Origin of the sequence: Colwellia demingiae (genome assembly GCF_007954275.1) — a bacterium.
Taxonomy (GTDB): domain Bacteria; phylum Pseudomonadota; class Gammaproteobacteria; order Enterobacterales; family Alteromonadaceae; genus Colwellia; species Colwellia demingiae.
Genome location: NZ_VOLT01000002.1, coordinates 361,733 through 387,841 on the forward strand (window position 1 = coordinate 361,733; position 26,109 = coordinate 387,841).

26 protein-coding genes are annotated in these 26,109 nt (G+C 37.7%); 10 read left to right on the forward strand and 16 right to left on the reverse strand.

Annotated elements, in window-relative coordinates:
• Positions 1-100: 100 nt before the first annotated feature.
• Both ESZ36_RS04365 and msrA read right to left on the reverse strand, forming a co-directional pair.
• Positions 101-2,287 carry a DUF6351 family protein gene (locus tag ESZ36_RS04365; RefSeq protein WP_146784043.1) on the reverse strand — a complete coding sequence of 729 codons (2,187 nt, stop codon included), beginning with the start codon at positions 2,285-2,287 and terminating at the stop codon, positions 101-103.
• Between the two features lie 93 nt (positions 2,288-2,380).
• Positions 2,381-2,935, reverse strand: coding sequence for a peptide-methionine (S)-S-oxide reductase MsrA (gene msrA / locus ESZ36_RS04370; protein WP_146784046.1), 555 nt, complete (start codon positions 2,933-2,935; stop codon positions 2,381-2,383).
• A gap of 177 nt (positions 2,936-3,112) precedes the next feature.
• On the opposite strand from msrA, the gene ESZ36_RS04375 reads away from it, so the two are divergent.
• Together ESZ36_RS04375 and ESZ36_RS04380 are read left to right on the forward strand one after the other, a co-directional pair.
• Positions 3,113-4,369 carry a sensor histidine kinase gene (locus ESZ36_RS04375; protein WP_146784050.1) on the forward strand — a complete coding sequence of 419 codons (1,257 nt, stop codon included), beginning with the start codon at positions 3,113-3,115 and terminating at the stop codon, positions 4,367-4,369.
• Between the two features lie 10 nt (positions 4,370-4,379).
• A complete protein-coding gene (locus ESZ36_RS04380; protein WP_146784053.1) occupies positions 4,380-4,940 on the forward strand; it encodes a response regulator transcription factor in 561 nt (186 codons plus the stop codon).
• Positions 4,941-4,961: 21 nt separating this feature from the next.
• Here the strand turns inward: ESZ36_RS04380 and ESZ36_RS04385 are convergent, their stop codons facing one another.
• Entirely contained in the window at positions 4,962-6,074 is a 1,113-nt protein-coding gene (locus ESZ36_RS04385) for a DUF3083 family protein (RefSeq protein ID WP_146784056.1), read from the reverse strand.
• Between the two features lie 119 nt (positions 6,075-6,193).
• Between ESZ36_RS04385 and ESZ36_RS04390 the strand changes: the two genes are divergently transcribed.
• The gene (locus ESZ36_RS04390) at positions 6,194-6,412 is read left to right on the forward strand and encodes a DUF3820 family protein (RefSeq protein WP_011045540.1); all 219 of its coding nucleotides are present in this window, start codon (positions 6,194-6,196) and stop codon (positions 6,410-6,412) included.
• Between the two features lie 438 nt (positions 6,413-6,850).
• The gene (rmf, locus tag ESZ36_RS04395) at positions 6,851-7,024 is read left to right on the forward strand and encodes a ribosome modulation factor (RefSeq protein WP_146784058.1); all 174 of its coding nucleotides are present in this window, start codon (positions 6,851-6,853) and stop codon (positions 7,022-7,024) included.
• An 80-nt stretch (positions 7,025-7,104) separates the two neighbouring features.
• On the opposite strand, the gene hemN is transcribed toward rmf, so the two are convergent.
• The 4 genes from hemN to ESZ36_RS04415 form a co-directional block, all read right to left on the reverse strand.
• Positions 7,105-8,475, reverse strand: a complete 1,371-nt coding sequence (gene hemN / locus ESZ36_RS04400; protein WP_146784061.1) for an oxygen-independent coproporphyrinogen III oxidase — start codon at positions 8,473-8,475, stop codon at positions 7,105-7,107.
• Between the two features lie 124 nt (positions 8,476-8,599).
• Positions 8,600-9,088, reverse strand: coding sequence for a DUF2489 domain-containing protein (locus tag ESZ36_RS04405; RefSeq protein ID WP_146784064.1), 489 nt, complete (start codon positions 9,086-9,088; stop codon positions 8,600-8,602).
• A 5-nt stretch (positions 9,089-9,093) separates the two neighbouring features.
• Positions 9,094-9,726 carry a Der GTPase-activating protein YihI gene (gene yihI / locus ESZ36_RS04410; RefSeq protein WP_146784067.1) on the reverse strand — a complete coding sequence of 211 codons (633 nt, stop codon included), beginning with the start codon at positions 9,724-9,726 and terminating at the stop codon, positions 9,094-9,096.
• A gap of 125 nt (positions 9,727-9,851) precedes the next feature.
• Positions 9,852-10,109, reverse strand: coding sequence for a hypothetical protein (locus ESZ36_RS04415; RefSeq protein ID WP_146784069.1), 258 nt, complete (start codon positions 10,107-10,109; stop codon positions 9,852-9,854).
• Positions 10,110-10,281: 172 nt separating this feature from the next.
• Between ESZ36_RS04415 and tesB the strand changes: the two genes are divergently transcribed.
• Complete coding sequence (gene tesB, locus ESZ36_RS04420) at positions 10,282-11,139, forward strand: acyl-CoA thioesterase II (protein WP_146784071.1); 858 nt, start codon at positions 10,282-10,284, stop codon at positions 11,137-11,139.
• A gap of 76 nt (positions 11,140-11,215) precedes the next feature.
• On the opposite strand, the gene ESZ36_RS04425 is transcribed toward tesB, so the two are convergent.
• From ESZ36_RS04425 to ESZ36_RS04435, 3 genes are read right to left on the reverse strand one after another with little or no spacing between them, the layout of a single operon-like run.
• A complete protein-coding gene (locus ESZ36_RS04425; protein ID WP_146784074.1) occupies positions 11,216-11,767 on the reverse strand; it encodes an Mpo1 family 2-hydroxy fatty acid dioxygenase in 552 nt (183 codons plus the stop codon).
• Positions 11,768-11,781: 14 nt separating this feature from the next.
• Complete coding sequence (locus tag ESZ36_RS04430) at positions 11,782-13,035, reverse strand: mechanosensitive ion channel family protein (RefSeq protein ID WP_146784076.1); 1,254 nt, start codon at positions 13,033-13,035, stop codon at positions 11,782-11,784.
• 60 nt (positions 13,036-13,095) lie between these two features.
• Positions 13,096-14,007 (reverse strand): acyltransferase, encoded by a 912-nt coding sequence (locus tag ESZ36_RS04435; protein WP_146784078.1) that lies wholly within the window; start codon positions 14,005-14,007, stop codon positions 13,096-13,098.
• A gap of 365 nt (positions 14,008-14,372) precedes the next feature.
• On the opposite strand from ESZ36_RS04435, the gene proB reads away from it, so the two are divergent.
• Both proB and ESZ36_RS04445 read left to right on the forward strand, forming a co-directional pair.
• Positions 14,373-15,470, forward strand: coding sequence for a glutamate 5-kinase (gene proB / locus ESZ36_RS04440; RefSeq protein ID WP_146784081.1), 1,098 nt, complete (start codon positions 14,373-14,375; stop codon positions 15,468-15,470).
• A gap of 66 nt (positions 15,471-15,536) precedes the next feature.
• Positions 15,537-16,793, forward strand: a complete 1,257-nt coding sequence (locus ESZ36_RS04445) for a glutamate-5-semialdehyde dehydrogenase (protein WP_146784084.1) — start codon at positions 15,537-15,539, stop codon at positions 16,791-16,793.
• A gap of 354 nt (positions 16,794-17,147) precedes the next feature.
• On the opposite strand, the gene ESZ36_RS04450 is transcribed toward ESZ36_RS04445, so the two are convergent.
• On the reverse strand, positions 17,148-17,537 hold the full coding sequence (locus tag ESZ36_RS04450) for a Fis family transcriptional regulator (protein ID WP_146784768.1): 390 nt from the start codon (positions 17,535-17,537) through the stop codon (positions 17,148-17,150).
• A gap of 213 nt (positions 17,538-17,750) precedes the next feature.
• Here ESZ36_RS04450 and yegD point away from each other — a divergent pair, with 213 nt between their 5' ends.
• A complete protein-coding gene (gene yegD, locus ESZ36_RS04455; RefSeq protein WP_170235769.1) occupies positions 17,751-19,112 on the forward strand; it encodes a molecular chaperone in 1,362 nt (453 codons plus the stop codon).
• A 129-nt stretch (positions 19,113-19,241) separates the two neighbouring features.
• Here the strand turns inward: yegD and ESZ36_RS04460 are convergent, their stop codons facing one another.
• Both ESZ36_RS04460 and ESZ36_RS04465 read right to left on the reverse strand, forming a co-directional pair.
• Entirely contained in the window at positions 19,242-19,700 is a 459-nt protein-coding gene (locus ESZ36_RS04460) for an NfeD family protein (protein WP_146784087.1), read from the reverse strand.
• A gap of 56 nt (positions 19,701-19,756) precedes the next feature.
• Positions 19,757-20,734: an SPFH domain-containing protein gene (locus ESZ36_RS04465; RefSeq protein ID WP_146784090.1), complete on the reverse strand. Its 978-nt coding sequence runs from the start codon at positions 20,732-20,734 to the stop codon at positions 19,757-19,759.
• A 294-nt stretch (positions 20,735-21,028) separates the two neighbouring features.
• Here ESZ36_RS04465 and ESZ36_RS23055 point away from each other — a divergent pair, with 294 nt between their 5' ends.
• The gene (locus ESZ36_RS23055) at positions 21,029-21,160 is read left to right on the forward strand and encodes a hypothetical protein (RefSeq protein ID WP_281285027.1); all 132 of its coding nucleotides are present in this window, start codon (positions 21,029-21,031) and stop codon (positions 21,158-21,160) included.
• Between the two features lie 72 nt (positions 21,161-21,232).
• Here the strand turns inward: ESZ36_RS23055 and ppnP are convergent, their stop codons facing one another.
• The gene (ppnP, locus tag ESZ36_RS04470; RefSeq protein WP_101157937.1) at positions 21,233-21,547 is read right to left on the reverse strand and encodes a pyrimidine/purine nucleoside phosphorylase; all 315 of its coding nucleotides are present in this window, start codon (positions 21,545-21,547) and stop codon (positions 21,233-21,235) included.
• Positions 21,548-21,692: 145 nt separating this feature from the next.
• Positions 21,693-23,174: a ketol-acid reductoisomerase gene (gene ilvC, locus ESZ36_RS04475; protein ID WP_146784093.1), complete on the reverse strand. Its 1,482-nt coding sequence runs from the start codon at positions 23,172-23,174 to the stop codon at positions 21,693-21,695.
• A gap of 156 nt (positions 23,175-23,330) precedes the next feature.
• On the opposite strand from ilvC, the gene ilvY reads away from it, so the two are divergent.
• Positions 23,331-24,209: an HTH-type transcriptional activator IlvY gene (gene ilvY, locus ESZ36_RS04480; RefSeq protein WP_146784096.1), complete on the forward strand. Its 879-nt coding sequence runs from the start codon at positions 23,331-23,333 to the stop codon at positions 24,207-24,209.
• A gap of 13 nt (positions 24,210-24,222) precedes the next feature.
• Here ilvY and ESZ36_RS04485 read toward each other — a convergent pair whose 3' ends face one another.
• Positions 24,223-25,752 (reverse strand): YifB family Mg chelatase-like AAA ATPase, encoded by a 1,530-nt coding sequence (locus ESZ36_RS04485; protein ID WP_146784099.1) that lies wholly within the window; start codon positions 25,750-25,752, stop codon positions 24,223-24,225.
• Positions 25,753-26,109 lie beyond the last annotated feature (357 nt).

The window sequence follows — 26,109 nt, forward strand, 5'->3', positions numbered from 1 at the left end:
CTCTATAAGAGTAGAATTGGCTTTAAGCTATCAAAATGGCAAAGCATTTGCTTTGTCATTTCTTTACCTTCTTATCTTAACTCTACTTAAACTGTTCTTGCTAAAGGTCGCTCGGTCTACCTGCATCCCCTTGACTATAATCACACACCCCTTGAGAAAAGATTGCTCGTAAAGACGTTAACTGCTCAGCTAGCTCTATGCCACCATACATACCTTGCTTAATTGCTTGTTCAAACGGAATTTTATAACATTTGAAAACACTGCCTTGCCAAGGTCCTTCGGCTTGAATACGGCTATTTGAAAAAATAGCATAATGCTCTGCACATGCTCCTCGTTTTAGCGCTTCATTTCCATAACCAACATCGTTCCAATTACCATCCCAAACATCTCTTCCTTCCGCCAGCACCCCACCCTTATCATCAAAACAAGTATCTTGTAATTGTGTAGGTTTGCTTTGAACCGCATTGAGCTTCGGAAATTCATTACGTTTCAATAGCCATATATCCATAAGGTCAAACGCTTGATTTGTCGGATCAAAATCACGCTTTGCCACCCAAATCACCTGGTTTTCATAATGTCCATTCGCTTGTTGTAAACGTAAACGCGTGCTAAAAGATGCCGACATGTGATGCATGTCCAATTTTTCTTCTAAGTAATGGCGAACATCAATAATGGGTAAATCAAGTTTACCAATAAAAACCTGTCCTCCTCGATAGGCTGCTTCAATCGCGTTAACTGAAGCACTACGTCGAGGTGCCATTTCATTATCAATCACTTGCGTTATATTATCGCTGCCCCATAACGAAATCCAAAATGGCATTTTACGGCCAAAAGGAGTAATAATTGTTTCAGCTCTCATTTGGTGTTGCGCTTTCCAACTGCCTATATTTTTATTGAGATGAACAAATTCAGCTAAGGTGATTTTATTTTGTTTTAAAGCGTGTAGTCCATATTGAACCCCTTCATTATCCCAAGTACTCTCTACTAATCCGTGCTTATCACGGCTGAACAGCCAAGCCATATCTTCCCAGTAATTCCAATTCGTTTGCTCAACCACATCGTCACTATAAAAGTGTCTTAAAAACCCCTGCCTAGGATTATGAATAAAGGTTGATAAGCCAAAGTAACCGTTAATACATTCGCTATTGCCTTGAGGGAAACTCGGCACCATGCCCGCCATCAATTGAGCGACAGGTTGAAGAAAAGCAATTTTTTGTGGAAAGTCTTGTAAGCTGTTCATACCTTCAAGTAGTTGTCGTTGCTCCCACTGTTGCCAACGGCTATTGCCTTTTGATCGAAAGGTAAAGTAATTATTAAATAAGTCACAATCTAAGGTATAAATTGTTTGGCTTAACATATCAGGATAAGAATATTGAGGAATTAAGCCATCAAGAATTCCACGGCTATTTTGACCGATAAGATATTGTGCTAACCCTCCACCTGATCCGCCAATACCAACAGTGTATAACGGCTCGCCAAATAAACTAATGAAATGGAGCTTAACCCTACGAGCGGTATCTTCTGCCAATAACATATTATAGGTATAGCTAGTACGATTACCGCTTGAACTAATAATCGCATAGCCTTTTTGTACTTCTTCTAAACGACGAGAAATGGTTCGTGTCGCTTTTTGCCTACCTTGTCTAAAACCTATGCCCGAACCGCCATGAAACTGATAGATTAGTTTTTTATTCCACAGTGAGCTTAACGTACGTGTACCCAACTCCTCTGGGGTGATTGCCATAACAATAGTGTAGATAAAACGATTAATACTGCCTTGCTCTGCGCGAAACAATTGCAAAGGTAGCTGGGCATCTCTTAAAGACGTTAATTGAGAAAACTGCTCAGTAGCAATTTTAATTAGCTTTTCATCAAGATTTAAATAATAAAACTGTAGATGACTTTTAAATAGGCAATCTTTCGAATAACCAATAACTTTACTACGCTGCGCTATATTTTCATAAACAGGCACACCAAAGCCTTCTTGGTTATCTACCAAGGGCTGACCTATATGGGAATCTATGGTCATGCAATAGAACGGATATTGCTTTGAGCCTGAATATAAAGAATTACTGGGTCCAACATCACCGAGCATGACCGGAAAGTGGAATGTTTCTTTTGGTCGAGTCACTAGGCTGATATGCGGAGAGATTGGCAGTAAATAATTATCCTCTGCTGTGGCTAACCGCTTAACTTGCCGATATTTGTACGGTTGTTCAGAAGGATAAAGCCATACTAAAACGGCAATCAGAGCGAGAGTAGATAATATAAATTTTTTCTTTTGCATTACAACACCACCGAAAAAATTACCCACACCTAAGTTAAATATAGTGGAATTAATTTAGTCCGGTAGAAGATATTATGCTGAAAAAGTCGCCGCTTATTTCAACTTAGCAATAAACGTTTTTCTAAACTTGGCTAATTTTGGTGATACAACGGCTTGGCAATATTGATTTTCTGGATTATTTTTAAAGTAATTTTGATGATAATCTTCACCACAATAAAAAGTAACCGCTGGACTCACTTGCGTGACAATAGAGTCATCAAATAACTGCTCTTGATTAATTTCATCGATTATAGCTAAAGCAACTTCTTGCTGTTGCTCATCATGGGTAAAAACTTCAGAGCGGTATTGTGTTCCTATGTCATTTCCTTGTCGGTTTAACTGCGTTGGATTGTGCAAACTGAAAAATATCTCTAATATTTCTCTATAGCCAATCACTTCACTATCAAACTGAAGCTGTACTACTTCAGCATGACCACTACGACCAGTACAAACCTCTTCATAAGTTGGCGCTGTACTCTGCCCTCCCATATAACCTGGCTTTGCTGTAATAATGCCCTTGACCAAGTTGAGCGCACTTTCAATACACCAGAAGCAGCCTCCGGCTAAAGTCGCTTTTTGTAATGGCTTTTCGTTAAGTTGATCTGTCATTTTATCCACTGCCTTAATCATTGTTTCTTTTATGATTTATCTCAGCCTTTTTTGTTGTTAAATAGGCTAAGATATTATCGTTAATTTATCTATACCCAAGCCACTTGAAGCTGCATATTCAGGTAGCTTGGATATATACCATTATTATTATACTCATATTTAGCCAGTAAGAAATATATGCCACAATTCTTCAAAAGAACGAGCCAAATTCAAGCTATAATTGCGTTGCGTAGCATTGCTATCGCGATTCAATTACTGTTAATTCTCTTCGTCAATTTGGGCTTAGCGTACGAGTTACCATGGATGCCATTGGTAAGTGTTATCAGCTTAGAAGTACTTTTTACATTCAGTAGTTATCTTTATTATAGCCGCAATCATTTAAGTGAAAAGAAGGCCAGTCAAAAAGCAATCTTAGTTCAAATATGCGCTGATATTATTTTTCTTTCACTATTACTATTCTTTAGTGGCGGAGCAACCAATGCTTTTGTTTCTTTATTACTCATTCCTATCGCGATAGCCGCGGTCACTTTAACACCATTATTACTGACGGTAGTTGCCTTCCTTGCGATTGCTTCTTACAGCATTTTATTATGGTCATTACCCATGAGTGTTATGCACGGTAATATGCAAGGTCACTTTATTGGCATGGGTATCAACTTTTTATTTTCAGCACTCGTGGTTGCTATTGTCGTTGGTAAAATGGCACGTAGTATTAATCAACAAGAGCTTGCTATTGCTGCCTATCGTGAAAATTTATTGAAACAAGAGCAAGTGACCTCTTTAGGTGTTGCTTCCGCTCAGGTAACTCACCAATTGGCGACACCTATAGCAACAGTGCAACTGCTGGCTGATGAATTAAGTGAAGATTTACCTGGCAACGAAATAGTGCTTGATATGCAAAGCCAACTTACTCGTTGTAGAGACAGCTTATCTGAATTTCGTGCGATGGTGTTCGATATAAAAGAACAGGTCATTAAAGCCATTAATTGCCAAGATTTATTCGATGAAATAACCGATAATGTCCGAGTAAATAATCCAGAAGTCATCTTACAATTATTAAAGAATAGTGACGAACACGCTAAAGATGTCACCATTGATGGTGATGCTGCCTTGTTACCTGCTATTCTCAATTTAATTAATAATGCGATTAGAGCGAGTAAGGCCAATAACAGCAATGCACTTAGCCTCACTTGTCAAACTATTGAGGATAACTGGCAATTCACTATTCGTGATTATGGTAAAGGATTTACTTTAAAGAAACTTAATGAGCTAGGGGTAAAACCGGTCAATAGTGATCAAGGTTTTGGCATGGCCGTTTTTTTAAGTCACGCAAGTTTAGAACGCCTTGGTGGTAAGTTAGCTTTAACAAATCATCAAGAGGGCGGTGCATTAGTCACTTTAAGCCTGCCAATTTCATCACACAATCAACTATAAGGAAATGATTATGCCTAATTCAGCAATAGCTACAGTGCCATCAAAATTATTAATCGTTGAAGATGATGTTATTTTTGCCAACACCCTTAATAGACGACTGACTAAACACGGTTTTGATTGTGTTCAAGTAGATAATAACAATGATGCGTTACTCGCATGCCATCGCCACACACCCGATTATATTTTGCTAGATATGAAATTAGCAGAAGAAAACACCTTATCAATCATTACACCATTACGTAAATTACGCCCAGATAGCCGTATTGTGCTACTTACTGGTTTTGCTAGCATTGCTACCGCAGTTGACGCAATAAAATTAGGGGCAGATGATTATCTCTCTAAACCAGTCGATAGCCAAACACTGCTTGCGACGCTTAAAGGCAGCAAAGCTGAAACCATAAAAGTTGATACCCAAAGCGAACAAACTTTATCTGCAGAGCAAGTTGAATGGCAACATATTCAACAAGTGTTAAAAGCTAACCAAGGTAATATTTCGGCAACTGCTAGGCAGCTTTCAATGCACCGAAGAACGTTACAACGTAAGTTACAAAAGCGACCTCAATCGCCTTAAACACGCCAACTTAAAGAGGACTTAATAGTTATATGCCAGGTGTTGATGAAATCTAACCATCATTTCTTCTTTAGTCGGTTCTATTTCCAGTTCTACTGCCATTAATTGCATTGCTTGCTCTATCTGATTTAAAAATCGTCCAAAGCCATGGCCACTATTATTTTCAGGTGTTGCCACAAAGACTAATTGCACATTATCCGTAAGCTCAGCTGCATTCCATTTGCTAACAATACCGCATGGACTCTGCTCAGGGTTATACCCTAACATTTGCAACTCACCCACTCGAGATACGATCTCATGAATACTGTATCTAACAATAGGTACTAGCCCATTGGCAATCAGCGCACCATTGTTTAGGTTATAGCGCTTTGCCGCCATAGTAAAAACATCTGTTAAATACATATACAAAGGATTGTAAGGATCTTTTGAATGACTATCTATTTCTACTTGTTGCAATAACTCATTACTGATCTTCAAGGTAACAACAGCATAATTCATTGCACTATGGTGACTTGGTACTGTCACTTTTTGGCTAGCATAGCGTTTATCAATCTCACGTAATTTATGGGCTTGGGTAATGGTGCAACCTTTATTCTTAGAAAACAGATCGTAAGTCAAATGCTGATGATCTCTCAAACGCATATCGCTTTTATCTAGCTTAATTTTTTCACAAAACTTTTCCACCACTTGACTAACTTTACTATGAAAATGAGCAGCGTTAACCCTGATTTCACTCCCAGTAGCTAAAAAGAGTAAACACACTTTCTTAGCCCTTTTACTACCATCAAAAAACGATTTTTTAAGGTGGTGGCTTTCTGGATTGTAATAAAATAAAATTTGCTGGTTAGTTTGCCACTGATGCATTTCTTGGCTGTATCTTACGCGTGCAAGTTTATCATTGGCAATAAACTGACAATTTTCTAGCTCTACTTCATCAGTCAATTCAAAAAACAGTACCGATAATTGCTGATAAAAATCATAATATGGCTGTGGCTTTAAATCGCTGTATTTTCCTGACAACTGCTGAAACAATTCATCGGTCAACGTAAACTCGGCTAAGATATATTGATTATCACGCACATTACCAGGTAAGTAAGCTTTGTGAGCGGCACTTCGTTTTCTAATAATTGACATCTTCATCCCTAAATTTATTAACCTTTTACGATGGGAGCAGTATAATGAGTGCCGATGAAGCTTTTGTGACATAAATATGTCACAAATATGACAAGCATTTACGCGTAAAAGGACCTAATTTGTTAAACGATCAACAAGCCCTGATTGAAGCGATTAATCAAACGATGCCTTTTGGTAAATATGCAGGTAGAAAATTATTGCAATTACCTGAGCCGTATTTGGTTTGGTTTCATAGCAAAGGGTTTCCTGAAGGTAAATTAGGACAACAGTTAGCCTTGATGTATGAAGTGAAACTCAATGGTTTAGAAACCATGCTGCAACCATTATTACGTACTTAATAGCTTAAAATACATAGTGTTTTCTCAAAGAAGTTTATTTAGCGATCCCTAACCAACAGCAAGAACCTTTTTTAGAGTAATTTTGTCTATCAAGTTAGCTCTTTATTATATATCGCCATAACGTTTTAACATGATGCGCTGCTAACAAATTGTTTTGCCAAAGTAAACTTTCATAAGGAAAATTTGCCTGCTCTTTTCCTTATTTTATCCTATTCACTCCTCTTTCAAATTACATTTTTTCGCTTGCATCACTACAAAAAATCCTCTTAAATAACTTGTCAACTGATGAAATTTCATACTTTTTTAGTCAAGATAAAGTTCGATAATCGAGCACTCTGTAGTTTTAAGTAATGAATTACCTCAGGAAAACGAGACACATTAAATTTGTTTATTAATTGATTTATAAAACAATTATAAAATTTTTATAAGGTGGAATAAATGAAAAGACAAAAAAGGGATAAATTAGGTAGAGCGCATTCTAATGGATATCAGGCTGGCCTTGGCGGCAAAACTAAGGAGCAGTGCCCTTATCAGGATATTGATACTAAATCTCAATGGCTAGGTGGTTGGCGAGATGCCATAAGTGATAGAAATTTGGGGTTATTTAAGTAAGAAAACGGAATAATACTAATCCCCGAACGTTAACGTTCGGGGATAAATATCGTAAAAAAACTAAGCTTATAGAGTGTTAATTAAATCACCCGAGAAAAACGTTGCTGATTAACATGCTTTTTCATATAAGCATCAAAGCTCATACAAATGATACGAATTAATAAGCGGGCTTTTTGCTCTACCTTAATATGTTTAGCATTATTTTCTACTAAACCATCATCAATGAAAGTATTTAATAATGGTAAATCTTCAGCAAAATACTCATCAAAATTAATATTATATTTTTCACTAATAACTTGTTTATCTAGATACAAATTACACATCAATTCTTGAATAACTTCACCACGTAAAATGTCATCTTCAGATAAACTTACGCCTTTAATTTGGGCATGCTGTTTTTCTGTAATTGCTTGGTAATATTCTTTCAGATCTTTTATATTCTGGCTAAAGCTATTACCAATAGAGCTAATTGATGACACGCCTAAGCCTAATAAGTCACAGCCACCTTTAGTCGTGTATCCTTGGAAGTTACGATGCAAGGTACCATCACTTTGCGCGATAGCTAATTCATCATTTGGTTTAGCAAAATGATCCATACCGATAAAGTCATAACCAAAGTCACAAAGTGTTTCTATTGCCAATTTCATTAAGGCGAATTTTTCTTGCGTACTTGGTAACCATTCATCACGCAATTTACGCTGTGCAGCAAAACGGCTTGGTATATGGGCGTAACTAAATAGATAGATACGGTCAACATCCCACTCATGCGCTTTTACTAACGTTTTAGTAAAATTCTCAAGTGTTTGATGCGGTAAACCATAAATAAGGTCAATATTAATAGACTTAAAGCCAACATCTTTGGCGTGCTGAATAAAGTCACCAATGAACTCAGTTGACTGCACACGATTAATAGCTTGTTGTACTTTTAAATCAAGATCTTGCACACCTAAACTCAAGCGATTGAAACCTAATGAATATAAATGCTCAGCTAAGTCCATTTCAATTTCACGAGGATCAATTTCAATACTCATTTCTAAATCATCTGAGAAATTAAATTTCTCTTTTAATAAAGATACAAGTTGAGTAATTTGTGGGTGAGTTAAAAAACTAGGTGTACCACCGCCCCAATGCAGTTGCTTAACGGTATACTCTTCAAACAAGGGTGCCTGTAGCGCTATTTCTTGTGCTAAATATTCAAGGTAAGTATCTGCTTTTCCACGATGACGAGTAATGACTTTATTACAACCACAGTAATAACAAAGCGTATGACAAAATGGGATATGCACATAAAGTGACAATTCGCGGTTTTGCGAGTTTTCTATCGCTTTAATAAAGTCATCATGTTTAAAATTATCATGAAACTCTAACGCTGTTGGATAAGAGGTGTATCTTGGTCCGCTGGTGTTATATTTATTTAATAGCGCATTATCGAAGAATTGACTTACTTTCATATTTTCATACCGTTTTATTTAGTGAACGAAAATATTATAGCCTTTTATAATTTATACGCATTGATCAAGCGCAATAACAGACCTTAATAAGCTCTGTTATTGGAATTAAGGCCTGGAACTAGCGCTAAGGGGTCAGGTGAGTAAGTTGCTCAGTAGTGAATTGAAAAAGCTTATCCAAATCAGTAACAACCCCATCATGCCTTTTGTTTAAAGCCGTTATACGTTGGTAATCTTCACGCATACGCTCTTTTTTCGTTAGCGTTTTACGTGCATCAAGAATGGAAAGATTTTTAATTTCTTCATACAAGCCAAAAATTGCCGGAAATTTCTCAGATAATTCCGTCAATGTTTTCAATGAAGACAACAATACTGACAAACGCCAGCAACCTTCATCAAACTCACATTGCTCTTCCTGCATAGCACGTGTAATTAATAGCACACTATCAAATACTTTTTTATCGTGCTTATTTAGTGCTTGCTGTTGTGCCAATTTTGCTTGTGCTTGTTGTTTTTTTTGTTGGGCTACTTTTTTTAATAACTTACCTGCATAAAATGCTAAGGCAAGTACAATAATAACGCCAAACAACAAAGCATAAAGCCAAAAATCACTCATCGAAGTTACTCTTTCTCTTCAAAATCTGAAAAGTCTGGGCGATCTAATTTATCCCATAAGTCATCTTCACTATCACCGTTATTAGATTCATCGCTATCACTAGCGTCGTCATCTTCATCGAGACCTAATTCAGCCGATAATGCTTGATGACGTTCCATCTTCTCATTGTAGTAATCAACTTCTTGCTCTGTTAAGGCAGTATCATCTTCTTGCTTAGCTAAAATTGTTTGCAACGTTTCATCTTGTTCAATTGCATCTAATTCTTGCTCTGGCGATAACTCAATAACGATGTTCTCAACGACTGTATCTTCAACAAAACGAATACTCGCAATAGGTGCCGATTTTTGGCTGGCTAGTTTCGCTTTTGCTTGTTTAGATTTTTCTGCTTTAGCTTTTTCGGCTTTAGTAATTATTTTACCTAAAACAATCGGGGTTTTATTGCCAAGACGCGGATCTTTATTGCCCCCTTGCTGATTATTATCAGTTTGCTCTGGCATTGCTTCTTTCTGACGATTGCCCGCCACCTTACCCGTTGTTTTGCGGGTACGCTTCTCAACTTTTTCTAATTCTTGCTTACTTAACTTAGGTTTAGCTGTCGGTGCTCCACCTGGTTTTCTAGATTTTTTTGAACGAGACATAGATACAGTTACTTTTTTACTAATAATGTCAGCTATTTTACGTTATTAATGGCTTAAAAACCTTAAAAAGCAGAAAAAAGACACAAAAAAAGCGCCAATCGGCGCTTTTTTTATGTCTTATTATTTTAAAGACGCATCTTAATCTTTGGGTCAGTATTGATTTCGCCACTTTTAGAGATAGTAGCGATATTATCATTGCAGCTTAGTACTGCCACATGAGTATCATGAAAGTCTCTAATAAAGTTAAGCTTATAGCCAAATTGCGCTAAGCTACTGGCAGCAAATTTTTGTGCCAACGTTAAACTTTCCCAAAGTTTATCTGTATCGCCCAACATTTCTTGCCGGCGCTCCAACAGGTATTCTCTTTGCATTGCTGCAGCCATAATTCCCCCTCCCTAGACCAATTATGATTTAGATAAGTTTTTATTATTATTATTATTATTACTATTTTGAATGAAATTTAACCTACTTTACATATAACATCAATAGCGATTACACTGTTACCTTGAATTAGTTGGTTTTTAACCAAATAGTCTTTGATAGTTAAGGTAAAAAATGACACGTGTATTAGATGAATTATCAGCGTTATTAAAACTAGAAGTTATTGAACAAGGCATCTATCGAGGACAAAGCCAAGATTTAGGCTATAAAGCTCTCTTTGGTGGTCAAGTTATGGGCCAAGCGCTTTCAGCTGCTCAAGAAACGATTGCTGCTAATCGCTCTGTTCATTCGCTACATTATTATTTTTTACGTCCTGGTGACGCTAGCTTACCTGTTGTTTATGAAGTAGAAGTCATTCGTGATGGTTCGAGTTTTAGCACCCGTAGAGTGCAAGCAGTGCAAAACGGTAAAGCCATATTCTATATGACAGCGTCTTTTCAACATGCTGAAACAGGCTTTGACCACCAAGATACAATGCCAAAGGTGACTGCTCCCGAAGATCTTCCATCATTCACTGATTATATAAAAGCCAACCAAGACTATATACCTAAGTCATTGCGCGAAAAGTTTCTTGCTGAAAAGCCTATTGATGTTCGTCCTGTTCAGCAATATAACTGGTTGCAACCAAAACCAACAGATTCTGTAAGCCAAATGTGGATAAAGGCCAATGGAGATTTACCTGATGATTTAGGCATACATACCTATATGTTAGCTTACACGTCAGATTTCCATTTTTTACCGACGGCATTACTACCTCATGGTGCCAGTCATTGGCAACCAAACTTCCAAATTGCCACTATAGATCACGCTATGTGGTTCCATCGTCCATTTCGCTTTGATGATTGGTTACTTTATTGTATGGATAGTCCGTCTGCGAGTAATGGTCGCGGGTTAGTGAGAGGACAAATATATAATCGTCAGGGGGAGTTAGTTGCCTCTACCATGCAGGAAGGTGTGATTAGGCAACGATAACTATTAGTAACGTGGTTATAAATCTATAGTCACGTTACTTTTTAGACAAGTTGCTTTGCAGTCAAGTAAATGACAGCTATATAGCACGTGTTCTTTTTTCTAATACTTTACGTTTTTCAACCGCTAGTGAAGTGACGCGCGCTTTTAATACCGGCTCTAAACCTAACATAAAGTACACTTCAGCCATTAAAAATAATGGCCCAATCAGAAACTGGCTCAAATCATCCACAAAAGCCGGTTTGGCTTTTTCATAATAATGACCAATAAACTGAATAATCCATCCAACAACAAATAAACCTAGTGCGATATAAATCAAACCCGCTGTACCACTCAATAATTGCGCAATAAACAAGTTAATTAATATATATATCAGCATGCCCAATGCTAATAAACGATGCAAAAAAATATAGTAAATAGCGACTACAGAAAAAATAGCCATCGCTAAGGTATAGTGCAAAGTCACTTGAGTACTAAAAACATCATCCATGGTTATTTCAAATGTAATGGTACTCAACATCAGTGTTACTGCTAACACTATCAAAGGTACTCCAACAAAATGGGTATTGATGTTTTTCTGATTCAAATGCACACTTTTATAACGCGCTAATTGCTCTTCAATTGACTTCATTTAAATACCCTATGCTATGAATTTTTCTGCCAATCATGACCACTAGGATGTTGAAAAACACGCAAGTCAAACTGTGGTGCAATGGCAAAAAGGTGGTCAAAAATATCAGCTTGAATTGTCTCGTAAGCGCTCCAATCTGTGGTGTTTGCAAAACAGTATATTTCCAGTGGCAAGCCAGTTTGCGTAGCGGTTAACTGCCTAACCATACATGTCAGATCATCACGAATATGACTATTTTGTTGTAAGTACTTAGTAATATAAGCACGAAACGTTCCTATGTTAGTCAATTGTCGACTATTTAAGGAAGTAAACGATTGGGCAATTTCATCGCTATTATTGTCTTCTTCACTCAGCGCCAACTCTTGTTTTTTATCACTAAGGTAATCTTGTAATAAATATGCATTTGTTAATTGGTTTATTTTTTCAGTACTGCAGAAATCAATACTAGCAATATCAATAATAACGGTACGCTTTATACGTCGTGCCCCCGTATGATACATATTGCGCCAGTTTTTAAAAGAATCACTAATCAGCGCGTAAGTAGGTACTGTAGTAATAGTTTTATCAAAATTTTCTATTTTCACCGTACTTAGACCTATTTCTAGTACATCGCCATCTGCACCATATTTGGGTAACTCAACCCAGTCACCTGCAACGACCATTCTATTCGCTGAGATTTGAATACTAGCGACCAAGCCTTTAATTGTGTCTTGAAAAACCAACAATAGTACCGCGGTCAAAGCACCTAGACCACTTAATAGATAAACAGGTGAACGGTCAATTATAAGCGAAACAATGATAATACTGGTCACTAAATATAAAGCTAATTTAATGATTTGAATAATAGCGCTTAATGGTAAAAAGCGTTGTTTGGCACTTTCTTTATAGATGCTTCGACTGACATTAAGTAAGGCGCTAATACAACGTGATATTTGAAAAGTAAGTAACACTTTACTCAATAAAATGAGTAAAGTACTGGCAATACTGGTGGTTTCTAAGATAAGTGGCGTTAAGAAGAGCATCAATACAAACGGCAGCAGTAAAGCCATACGACTGAGCACGCCATGCTCCATCAATGCATCATCCCAGGTGTTTTTACTATTAATAATGACCTTATTCATTAAACCCAAGACTTGATATTTCGCAACATAATAACTTAGGCTAGAAATCAACAAGATCACACCTATACCTACAGCTGTTGCGCTACTGGCTAAATATTTCAAGCTAATGCCTTGCTCACTCAGCCAAATACTGATCAGTTCATTCATATACTTCTCCTGCCATCTTATTGGCAAGTAGCTTAGTTAAGGGACAATACGCGTTTAAATTTAGTCATCACGTTGAGCATTATGTTGCTGTCTCATGTTCTCAAGTCTTGCATCTTTATCATGCCAAAATTGCGTTAACCATTTTTGAAAAGCAATTCTATCATTTCGATCTGAAAAATTGATATGCCCCAACTCACTAGCAATATCGAATGTATGGATATCAATGTGTACATTTTCCACCTGCCCATAGATAAAATCACTGAAATTTGGAATTCCATCGGGATAATAAATAGTAACATCAACAATTTTAGTCAAATGCTCACCCATAGCATCCAATACAAAAGAGATGCCGCCTGACTTAGGTTTCAACATATGTTGAAAAGGAGAGCCTTGTTTATCATGCTTTTTTTGACTAAAACGCGTGCCTTCAATAAAATTCATCACGCTAACGGGTTTGTGTTTAAACTTAGCACACGCATTTCGAGTCGTTTCTAAGTCTTTACCACGTAGATGAGGATTCTTCTTCAAGAAAGCTTGGCTATATCGTTTCATAAAAGGAAAGTCGAGAGCCCACCAAGCGAGTCCAAGCAGAGGTACATAAATAAGTTCTTTTTTTAAGAAGAATTTTAAAAATGGAATGTTTCCGTGTAAAGCACGTTGTAAAACGACAATATCAACCCAACTTTGATGGTTTGCTAACACCAAATACCAATCATTAATTTTAAGTTCTTCTAAACCTGTCACCACGATATTTGTTTTAGTAAATATATTTTGAATTATACTATTTGTTGCAACCCAATTACTGGCCATTAAATCAAGTAAGTAGCTGAATATTTTTTTTGAAAAAGTTAATGGAATTAATGCTTTAAACAGTGAAAAAACTAAAATAGGTAACAGCCAAAATATGGTATTAAGGATATAAAGGGAAAAGGATATAAAACCGATCAATTTGGCTGGTAAGAAATTTAGCATATCTTGATAATAACTAATAATAATAGATAAGTAACACGGATAACGTCATTTAATCATGATTCAGCTAATAATTAAATTTTTTTATTACTCCTCTATCACGCAATTCATTTTAAAATCACACTATTCGTTAAATAATCGTTAAATTATTATTTTGGGTAAAAAGTGATCTCTTTTTTTTTATCATCCAAGAATAACGCTGTTTACGTGAATATAAGGGTGTAAAACACATGGTTACATGCAAATACTTTATAAAACGATTGAAAATAGACTTTTTAGTGTTTTCTAATAGTGAATAATTACCTTTAATAATTGAGTTTTTAATCAGTTTCAAGCATACTCGAACTAGCTTAATAATAGGAGATAAAATGAACTTTAATAGAGCTGTAATCAAAGTCGGTAGTGCTTTAGTAGCACCCAGTCGCGATGGTTGTAGTGGCCAATATATCTTAGCAATTGCACAATTCATTACCAAATGCCAACAGCAAGGTAAGGAAATTATTTTAGTTTCATCCGGTGGTGTCGCTGCTGGCCGTACTATCATTCAACACGGCTCCCCCAAACTCTCACTATCCACTAAAAAAGCCATGGCAAGCGTTGGTCAAATGCAAATGATGGCTAATTGGCAACGTTTCTTTGATGTTCCTTGTAGCCAGATACTCATTACCCAAAATGATTTAGCGGACAGAGAACGCTTTATAAGCATTCAAGAAACAATAAAAATTCAATTAGCCAATGGCGTGTTACCCATTGTTAATGAGAATGATACCGTCACCACCAAAGCACTTGCTATCGGCGATAATGACAATATAGCCGCGTTAGTTGCTCAGGCATGTGAAGCGGACAGTTTATTCATATTAAGTGATATTGATGGTGTATTTACCAAAGACCCAAATATCAATGACGATGCCGTATTAATCCCAAATATCGATAAGATTACTGATGAAATTTATGCCATGGCTGGCACTAGTCGTAATCCTTTAGCGAGCGGAGGCATGAAAACTAAAATACAAGCCGCTGAAAAAGCCGTTGAACACGGTATAAATACTTATATCGTTAACGGCACTAAAAGTGAGGTATTTAGCTCACTTTTAGCAAAAGTTAATCCAGGTACTCGTTTTGCCGCAGATAAAGATATTATTACCGCTAAAAAGCATTGGTTAAAACATACTTTAAAAAGCCGAGGTAAAATTAAACTCGACCCTGGTGCTGTTAATGCCGTCGTTAACAAAGGTGCTTCTTTATTACCATCGGGTATAAAATCAGTGACTAATAGATTTAAAGCCGGTGATGCCATCGATTTAGTTGATGCAAGAAATAATGCGGTGATTGCCAAAGGCATTACTTTGTATAGTCACTATGACTTAAAAAGAATTATGGGCAAACACAGTAATGATATCACCGATATTTTAGGGCATGACCAAGGCGATGTTGTAGTTCACCGTGATGATATGGTTATTTTATGATTAGACTAAAATAGTTATAGTAAATAGATTAAAACCACTTAAACAATTTTTGACAAGAGTAGCAAAATGACTGATTTTAATATCGCCACTATGGCACAAAAGGCTAAACAAGCCAGCAGAGTGGCTGCACAACTTAACAGTAGTGAAAAAAATGCGCTATTAAATGACATTGCCACTGCAATTGAAAATAATAGTGATGCCATTATCAAAGAGAACAGTAAAGATATTGCCGCAGGTAGAGAAAAAGGCCTGTCGCAAGCCATGTTGGACCGATTAGTGCTAACGGATAAAGGCATTAAGGATATGAGTTCTGCTATCCGTGAAATTGTTGCTCTAACGGATCCGGTTGGAGATATTGATAAACTATCATTACGCCCGAATGGCATTCAAGTCGGTAAAATGCGCATCCCTCTTGGCGTTATAGCCATGATTTATGAAGCGCGTCCCAATGTTACAGCAGAAGCTGCCGCCTTATGTATTAAATCGGGTAATGCCGTGATTTTACGTGGTGGCTCAGAAGCAATTCATTCCAACTTAGCTATCGCTCACTGCTTACATCAGGTATTAACGACTCATAATGTTGATGAGCATATTGTTAGTGTTATTCCTGATACTAGCCGCAGTGTTATTGAACAACTATTGCAACAAAGCGACACGATTGACCTCGTTATTCCACGTGGCGGTGAAGGCTTGATCCGCTATGTTAGTGAAAATAGTCGTATTCCTGTTATCCAACATTATAAGGGCGTATGTCATTTATACATTGATAAATACGCAGACTTAGATAAAGCTATCAACATTTTAGTTAATGGTAAAACCCAAAAACCAAGTGCTTGTAACGCCTTTGAAACCGTTTTGGTACATAGTGATATTAGTGAAAGGTTTTTACCCCTAGCAGCTAAAGCACTCAATGATGCTGCACAAGTTAAAGTTCATGCGTGTCAAAATAGTGTTGGGTTTTTTCCTAATGCTGAGCTGGCAACTGAAGAAGATTATCAAGCGGAGTATTTAGCGCAAGAAATTGCGGTGAAGGTAGTGAGCAGCTTTGATACGGCAATTAGTCATATCAATCAATTTACCTCTGATCATACTGAAGTAATTATCAGCCAAGACATTTCACGCAGCCAAAAATTCATTCGCCAAATAAACTCCTCAGTAGTAATGGTGAATGCCTCTTCACGCTTCTCAGATGGTAACCAATTAGGCTTAGGTTCGGAAATAGGCATATCTACCAGTAAACTACATGCTTATGGTCCAATGGGCTTAGAAGCGTTAACCACTGAAAAATTTGTTGTTTTTGGCGATGGTCAAGTTCGACTATAAACAATAGAGTCACTATAACAATATGCCTATGGAACTCTTATTAGGCATAGAAGCGTTAACCACTGAGAAATTTGTTGTTTTTGGCGATGGTCAAGTTCGACTATAAACAATAGAGTCGCTATAACAATATGCCTATGGAACTTTTATTAGGCATAGAAGCATTAACCACTGAGAAATTTGTTGTTTTTGGTGATGGTCAAGTTCGACTATAGACAATAGAGTCACTATAACAATATGCCTATGGAACTCTTATTAGGCATAGAAGTGAGAAGCTTATATTTAGTAAACGATGACGATAAATAAAAAAGCCTAAGATTCAAAAGATCTTAGGCTTTTTTTACTTAAATTTAACGCTTAATGAACACGTCGTGCATTTGGTTTTTGTTTCACAATGCTCAATGCTAAACGGTCTGCCCATTGCCCGTCATGTTTATTCTGACAAGCTTGTTCACTATCAAAGCGAACGCTTTTTTTAATATTTTTAACAACAACCCCTACTTTTAACAATTGCTTCTGGATAGTCGCGATCATTATTTCATCTTGTTGCAACGCCTTCATTGCGTCAATTTCTTCATCGGTATTAAATACACACGTAACAACTAAACTACCGGGGAAGTTAGTGTAATTGGCTCTATGGGTTAACCAAACAAAACCTGCCACCTCATGCAAAGATGACTCACACGCTATAGTTAATGCCTTGCAGACGTTATTATCAATTTTTTGATTCGTTTTGCTTAATTTCATCATTATTATCATACCAATTCAATTTTATCCATTTTAACTGTGCCTAAAAGGGAACACAATAAAACCGTTTACGTTAAATTTTTCTACTTCTGACTAAAACCCACTAAAAAGTAAAATTCACCGACTAATACCAATCGGATTAATGCTTGTGATTTTCTTAGTTACTGAGTATGCTACGCGGCCATTTTCTTGTAGGCATTCTCGTAGGTATTAATGATGATAGGTTTTGATTACGGTACATCCAACTGTGGTGTCGCCACTATGCGTAACGGCCAACCCCACATTATTCCGCTATTAGGTGATGAATCATACATTGCTTCAAATCTATATGCCCCAAGTCGCGATGTTATCGCCAATTGGCTTTCTCAACAGTTGGCTAGCCCACAACAAGCAAACTTTATCGCTGAGAGAAAAAGTCAGTTACAAAAAGGTCAAGCAGCGCTGCGAGAGTTAAAATTTGACGGTATTTCCAGTGAATTACTCTTTGGTAAAGCTGCCTTAGCGCAGTACCTTGAAGACCCCGAAGAAGGCTATTACATCAAATCACCTAAGTCATTTCTTGGTGCTAGTGGTTTAGCGACGGCACAGATTCAATTTTTTGAAGATATTGTTGCTTGTATGATGAGTAATGTAAAAAATCTCACTGAACAAGTACTGCAAAAAGAAGTTACACAAACGGTTATCGGTCGACCTATTAATTTCCAAGGCTTACATGGTGAAGAAAGTAACCGACAAGCCATCAGCGTATTAACTAATGCGGCAAAACGTGTTGGTTTTAAAGACGTTGAGTTTCAGTATGAGCCCGTTGCGGCAGGTTTCGAGTTTGAAAGCTCACTAACAAAAGAAACACGGGTATTAGTTGTTGATATCGGTGGCGGAACGAGTGATTGTTCAATGCTTCTGATGAGCCCAAATTTCACTGACAACGATAATCGTAACGATCATCTGCTCGCTCATACCGGTGTTCGTGTGGCAGGTAATGACTTTGATATTCAATTAGCCTTACAAGGCATCATGCCGAGCTTTGGCATGAATAGTTTATTGAAGACGGGTAAACCCATGCCAACAAGTAGTTTTTACCAAGCGCTAGCAATTAATAACATTAACGAGCAAACAGAATTTTACAGTGCCAAAAATAGACGTAATTTGATTCAATTATCTCGTGATGCCAAAGAAACCGCTATTATTGAACGCTTAGTAGCCGTGCACGACCATAAACTTAGTTATCAATTAGTCAATGCCGCTGAACAAGCAAAAATCGAACTAACAGAGCAAACTAAGCAAACGATTGACTTAAGTGATGTTACTGATGGACTTTGTGCTGAAGTTACCAAAGAAACCTTGCGTTCAGCCAATAAACGTACTTTAGAAAGCATTGCTAATATAATGCACTCAGCTGTCCAACAAGCCCAGTGTCAACCTGAAGTGATTTTTGTCACTGGTGGTACCGCAAAATCTCCTGTATTGAGTGAGTTTTTACAGCAACAAATGCCTAATATCCCAATTGTTGTTGGAGATCATTTTGGAAGCGTTACTTCAGGTTTGGCGCGTTGGGCTGAGAAAATATATCAATAATCAATTTAACGTTTAGTTTGTTAATAATTAAACGCTGGTAAATTGAGTAAATTAAAGTAAAAAAAACGACGCTCCATGCGTCGTTTTAGTTAGCGGCTGTAAATATTTCAGCCCTAAAATCCATTCAATTTAAAGCGCTTTAACTAACATAATGTTTCCTGTTATTGCGACAATTAAACACTGACTTTGTGCACTAATGGATTCCCCATTCGCATCCTCAGCTAAACGCGCTTGCCAATCAATACCAGAATAACGAATACTACCACTGCTTACATTAATTTCAGTACTTGCTAAGACGGTTAATCCAATCATGTCACTGGAGTTATCTGTTTTATCTTTTGAATTCTGTAATGTCTTGAATGGCTTCCATAAAATAGCAGTAACAACCGCCGTTAATAAACCAACCGTTAATATTTCACTTTGCCAACCATCAACAAAACCAATACTAACTAAAATACCGGTAGTCAAACTAGCAATAGCAAAAAAGAATAACGGACCACTTAACCCCATAATACTGAGTTCAATTACAAAGCTAATACCCGCAATTAAGTACCATAAATGATCAGGGTTTTCTAAAAAATATTCCATAAAACCTCTTTAGTAAATTAACATAGACCTTTTAAACGCTAGATCTATATTAAGTACTAGTTAGACAGCTTCAAACTACTTGAAACAGCAATGGCTTGTGCAACAGTATTAGCAATATTGTCACCCGTTTTACCATCTGTCAGTACCACTGTACTTTCATTAGCAATAGCTTGATGAGCTGAAATAGCATCTTGTGCTAGTGTTAGCATTACCGCAGATTGACCTTCCTCACTATTTGCCGCATGACCTACGACCTCTAACGCATTAGCATCCGCATCCGCAACTAAGCGAATCGCTTCCGCTTTACCTGTTGCCTCAAGAATTTGTGACTCTTTTGATGCTTCTGCTGCAAGCACTTGCTCAGCTTTTGCTGCCTCAGCATCTAATACTCTCGCTTGTTTCTGACCCTCAGCTTCGGTGATCGCTGCAATTTTAACCCCTTCTGCGGTTAATATCACTGAGCGTTTTTCACGCTCTGCAGTCATTTGTTTTTCCATATCTTCACGGATAGTCTGTGGTGGCGTGATATCTTTTATTTCATAACGAGTTACCATAACACCCCAAGGGGCAGTAGCTTCTGTCATTGAATTTAAGATTTGAGCATTAATCGCATCACGGTTTTGAAAACAATCATCTAACTCCATTGAGCCAATAGCATTACGCATACTAGTCATAGCAAGTTGTACTACCGACATTTTATAATCGGTGATGTTATTCGTCGCCGCTGAAGCATCTGTGACTTTCATAAATAAAATACCGTCAATATCTAAAGTAATGTTGTCTTTAGTTATTGCCGGCTGTGAAATAATCTCTAATGACTGCTCTTTTAAATTACGATCAGCAGCTACTGATTGCACATAAGGGATAATAAAATTTAAGCCCGCAGAGAGGGTTTTGCTGTACTTACCTAAGGTATAAATAACATAACCTCGGTTTTGTGGTACAAAATAAATGCCCTTTTTGAGCGTGTATAAAATAACAATAGTCAGCCATAAAACCGGACTAGTAAGAATACCTTCAACAATGTTTTCCATAAATATATTTTCCTTATTATTTGAATCTACGTTTGATATAAAATCTAAATTCAATTGAGACTTATTTTTAACAACACGTTAATAGACTGTTAAAGGCAAAGCAAGTTATTTTACCAAGGTTATTGATTGCACGGCGGCAAGAACGATCGAGTTAAAATTATTTCAGGAATAAAATAACAGCTTCTCTACATATCTTTGTATGCCGAGAGAGTGCATTACATCAAGGCGCTGGAAGACCAGTATTTTCCCACTATAGAGGTAAGTGTATCAGCCAAAAAATAATAAGGGGATAAAGTGACATTTAAAACTTTGGGGCACCTTGCAGCACCGATTTTATTTGTCGCTATAGCAATATGGGGATATTTTCAATTAGATAAAATGCCAAAAGCACCAACAGAAGGTGGTGCTTTTGAGTTTTGCCAATAATATTTTGAAACAGGATTATCACTAGTGATAACGTCTTGTTCAATAACCGGCCTTTACTTGTCAGTAAATTAGTTAGCTTATATAAGTACAACAATAATCAATTAAAGTTTTCGCGCGAACTTCAAAAGAACTATTTGCAGGGACGCCAAAAGATTGTCCGCCGCTAATGTTTTGCCATTCAGTAGCACCGGCCAGTAAAATTTCACATTCACCGGCAGTAATTTCCATTAACTCTTCTTCATTAGTACCAAACTTATATTCACCTGGCATCATGATACCTAAGGTTTTAAAACTTCCATCGTTGAAAGTAACCTTTCGGCTGGTAACTTTACCATCAAAATAAACGCTGGCTGCTTTAGTAACGGTAACTTCTTTAAACTCTGACATTGATAATTCTCTTTAATATTGTGATGATTTAAAAATAGGAAGACTAAAAGCAAAAACGGGAAGCCATTAGCATCTATTGAGCAATGGATTCCCGATTTAGTGACTACGGGAATGACAACCCCAAGGCTGTCATTCTAAGTCGCTATTATGTTGCACTAGCAATTTTTTTCATGTCAGTCATATAACCGCGAAGTTCTTTACCAATCACTTCAACACCATGACTGCGAATAGCTTCGTTTACTTCAATCAAACGAGCATTATCAACGTTATTTGAACTTTCTTTTAAGCCTTCACCTAATTGCTCTAACGATAAGTTAGCTGTGAAGTCTTTAAGTAATGGTACAGCAGCATGAGTAAATAAGTAGTTACCGTACTCTGCAGTATCAGAAATAACTACATTCATTTCATAAAGCTTGTTACGCGCAATACAGTTAGCAATTAATGGCGTTTCATGAAGTGACTCATAATATGCTGACTCTTCAACAATTCCAGCAGCTACCATTGCTTCAAAGGCTAATTCAACACCTGCTTTGATCATGGCAACAACGAAAATGCCTTTATCGTAATATTCTTGTTCAGTAATTTCAGTGTCACAATCAGCAGCTAATTCAAAAGTAGATTCTGCTGTTTCTGCGCGCCATGTTAATAAGTTAATATCATCATTTGCCCAATCAGCCATCATAGTTTCAGAGAAGCGACCTTCAATGATGTCATCCATATGCTTTTCAAATAATGGACGTAAAATCACTTTCAATTCTTCAGACATATCAAACGCTGCAATTTTCGCAGGGTTTGATAAGCGATCCATCATGTTAGTGATGCCGCCATGCTTAAGACCTTCAGTAGTTGTTTCTAAACCGTACTGTAATAATTTACGAGCGTAAGCTGCGTCCATACCTTGAGCAAGTAATTGCTTGTGACCTAATACCGCAGCTGTTTGCAACATGCCGCAAAGAATCGTTTGCTCGCCCATTAAGTCAGACTTAACTTCTGCGATGAAAGATGACTGTAAAACACCGGCTCTATCACCACCAGTTGCACTAGCGTAAGCTTTAGCAATAGCTAAACCATTACCTTGTGGATCATTTTCTGGGTGAACTGCAATAAGTGTTGGTACACCAAAACCACGTTTGTATTCTTCACGTACTTCAGTACCAGGACACTTAGGAGCAACCATCACAACCGTGATATCAGAACGAACTTGCATGCCTTCTTCAACGATGTTGAAACCATGTGAATAAGAAAGCGTAGCACCTTGCTTCATCAACGGCATTACCGCAGTAACAGCTGAAGTATGTTGCTTATCAGGTGTTAAGTTTAAAACTAAATCTGCTTGAGGAATTAAGTCAGCGTAGTTACCCACTGTAAAACCATTTTCTGTAGCCCACTGCCATGATTGACGTTTTTCGCTAATTGCACCATCACGTAAAGCATAAGAAATATTTAAACCTGAATCACGCATGTTTAAACCTTGGTTTAAACCTTGAGCACCACAACCAACAATAACAATGTTCCAGTCTTTGATGAAATTACAGCCATCGCTAAACTCTTCACGTTTCATAAAACGACATTGGCCTAATTGACCTAATTTTTCACGTAAACTTAAAGTATTAAAATAATTGCTCATGGGGATCCTTGGAATATCTAAAATTTAATGGGTCAGATTTTCTGACGATGAAAATACCATACCCTAGATATCATGTTGCAAGAAGTGATATATTCGCACTGCAACGTTGCGTTTTTAGCAATACAAAGATAATTATCTACACAAGGGCAATAAATTATGGATCAAAAAGCACTGTCGATGTTTGCCCATTTGAGCAAAACCTTACACTTCGGCAAAACTGCGCAAGCACACCACATCAGTCCGTCCACGCTAAGTAGAGCAATTCAACGACTCGAAGATGAGGTTGGCGGTGAATTATTACATCGCGATAATCGAACGGTGGTCCTTACGGATGTCGGCAAAAAATTCAAAATTTATGCCGAGCACCAGCTTGAACAGTGGCATAGCTTCAAACAATCACTTGACCATAAACAAGTGGCGTTAACTGGAAAGCTACATATTTATTGTTCCGTTACTGCCGCGTACAGTCATTTACCGCCGTTACTTGAACGCTTTCGTGCTCGACATCCTTTAGTAGAAATTATGCTGACCACTGGGGATGCCGCTGACGCCCTTGAACAAGTACAAAATCAATCCGTTGATTTTGCTATCGCTGCTGCGCCTGAAAACTTACCCCGTAGTGTTTACTTCCACCATCTTGATACCATAGCGCTTACGGTTATTGCGCCAACCATGACTTGCAAGGTGCAGCAACAACTGAGTCAAAAAGTTTTAAGTTGGTCTGAAATTCCGATAATTCTGCCCGAGCATGGTGCTGCCCGAAAAAGATTTGAGCTTTGGTATCGTAAAAAGCAACAAGGAAAACCTACCATCTACGCGACTGTTTCTGGTCACGAAGCCTTGGTAAGCATGGTTGCTTTAGGTTGTGGTGTTGGCATAGTGCCGCAGGTCGTAGTGGATAACAGCCCAGTGAAAGATAGGGTTAGCAATCTCGAAAATATTGGTGATATAGAGCCCTTTGAGTTGGGGGTCTGTTGTTTGAATCAATCAAAAGCACAACCACTAATTAAAGCTTTTTTTTCGTCAATTATTTAATTTTCATTTTGCACTAGACCGAAACAGCACTCATTAAATGGCGTAACAACCTATCCATAGCTCGGTAAGATAAGGCCTCAATTAGATGTTTATGGCAAATATTTGAGGTTCCTTCCATATCTGCAAGCGTACGGGCAATCTTCAAAATTTTGTGGTGCGCTCGAGTTGATAAGCCAAGTTTTTCCACTGCAAGTTCTAAAAACTCATTATCATCAGCACTTAAATCACAATAACGCTTCAATTCGCTACTGCTGATATGTGCGTTGGCTTTATTTTGTCTTTGCAGCTGGATAGTCCGACATACTCGCACTCGCTGTTGTACTTGTGCGCTTGATTCATTTTTTTTACTGCTCTGCGCCCATGTCCCTCGGGGTAGCCTTGCGACTTCAATTTGAATATCAATCCGGTCAAGAAAAGGTCCTGACAAACGATTTAAATATCGTAAAACTTGTTCTGGCGTACTACGTTTGTCGTTATAGAATCCGGTTGGACTCGGGTTCATCGCTGCAATTAATTGAAAACGTGCGGGAAAGCATTGTTTGTGCAAAGCTCTGGAAATAGTAACTTCACCTGATTCCATTGGCTCTCGTAACACGTCTAACACTTTTCGTTCAAACTCAGGTAATTCATCTAAAAATAATACACCGTTGTGCGCGAGCGTTATTTCTCCTGGTTTGGGCTGACTGCCACCTCCGACTAAAGCCGCTGATGACGCAGTATGATGTGGTGCTCGAAAAGGTCGAGTAAACCACGACTTACGCGTAATGCCTTGATGGCTAATCGATTGAATGGCAGCGACTTGAAGTGCCTCGTTCTCGGTCATCGGCGGTAAAATACCCGCTAAACGGCTAGCTAACATGGTTTTACCCGTGCCCGGAGGCCCGATGAACAATAAATTATGACCACCACTGGCAGCAATTTCAAGCGCCCGCTTTGCCAAGGGTTGCCCCATAACATCACTCATATCTAATTCTTGCTCTTCCTCAGTCAACTCCTCTGCCATTATTTTCTCAGTCACTAACGGTAAAATTTGTTGACCGGCAAAATGAGAAAACAGTTGTGTTAAATGACTTATGCCATGAATTTTTGCTTGTTTAACCCAACTAGCCTGTTCGGTATTTTGTGTGGGAATAATCAAAGTACGCTTACTTTGACTACTTGCCATAGCAACAGGAATTTCCCCGACAATAGCCCTTAGTTCACCGGATAATGCCAGCTCTCCAGCAAATTCATACTGAGATAGATCAACGGGTGGTAGTTGTTCAGACGCGGCAAGAATTCCCACCGCTATGGGTAGATCAAAACGGCCACCCTCTTTCGGTAAGTCAGCAGGAGCCAAATTAACCGTAATACGTTTAGCCGGAAATTCGTAACCACAATTTATTATGGCGCTACGCACCCTGTCTTTTGACTCTTTTACCGAGGCTTCGGGTAAACCAACGATATTGAATGCGGGTAAACCATTAGCAAGATGAACTTCAACCGAAACAAGGGGAGATTCAAGGCCGATACGAGCGCGACTGTACACACAAGAAAGTGACATATAAATTCCATTTAATTGATTCCTTTTTTCCAGTGTAGTTCAAATATTTTTATATTGGTTTATTATTGATTGTCGATTACTGTACAAAAATACTATAACAAAAAACCTTGCACATAGGATTAGAGCTATGGTACTAATTTAATAAGTAAGCGACGCTGAACATAAAAAAACCAATAATCAGTCTGCGCAAAATAAACAAGCAAAGAGATAAAATGCAAATATTTAACTCAATTATTATAAACCTTCTCGTCGTGGTGATTCTTAAATCATCTCGAGGGTTTTGTTGAGCTAAAAAAAAGCATTCAATCAAATAACAAACCCTCGCTTCGCAAGAACCGAGGGTTTTCTTTTTAGTTT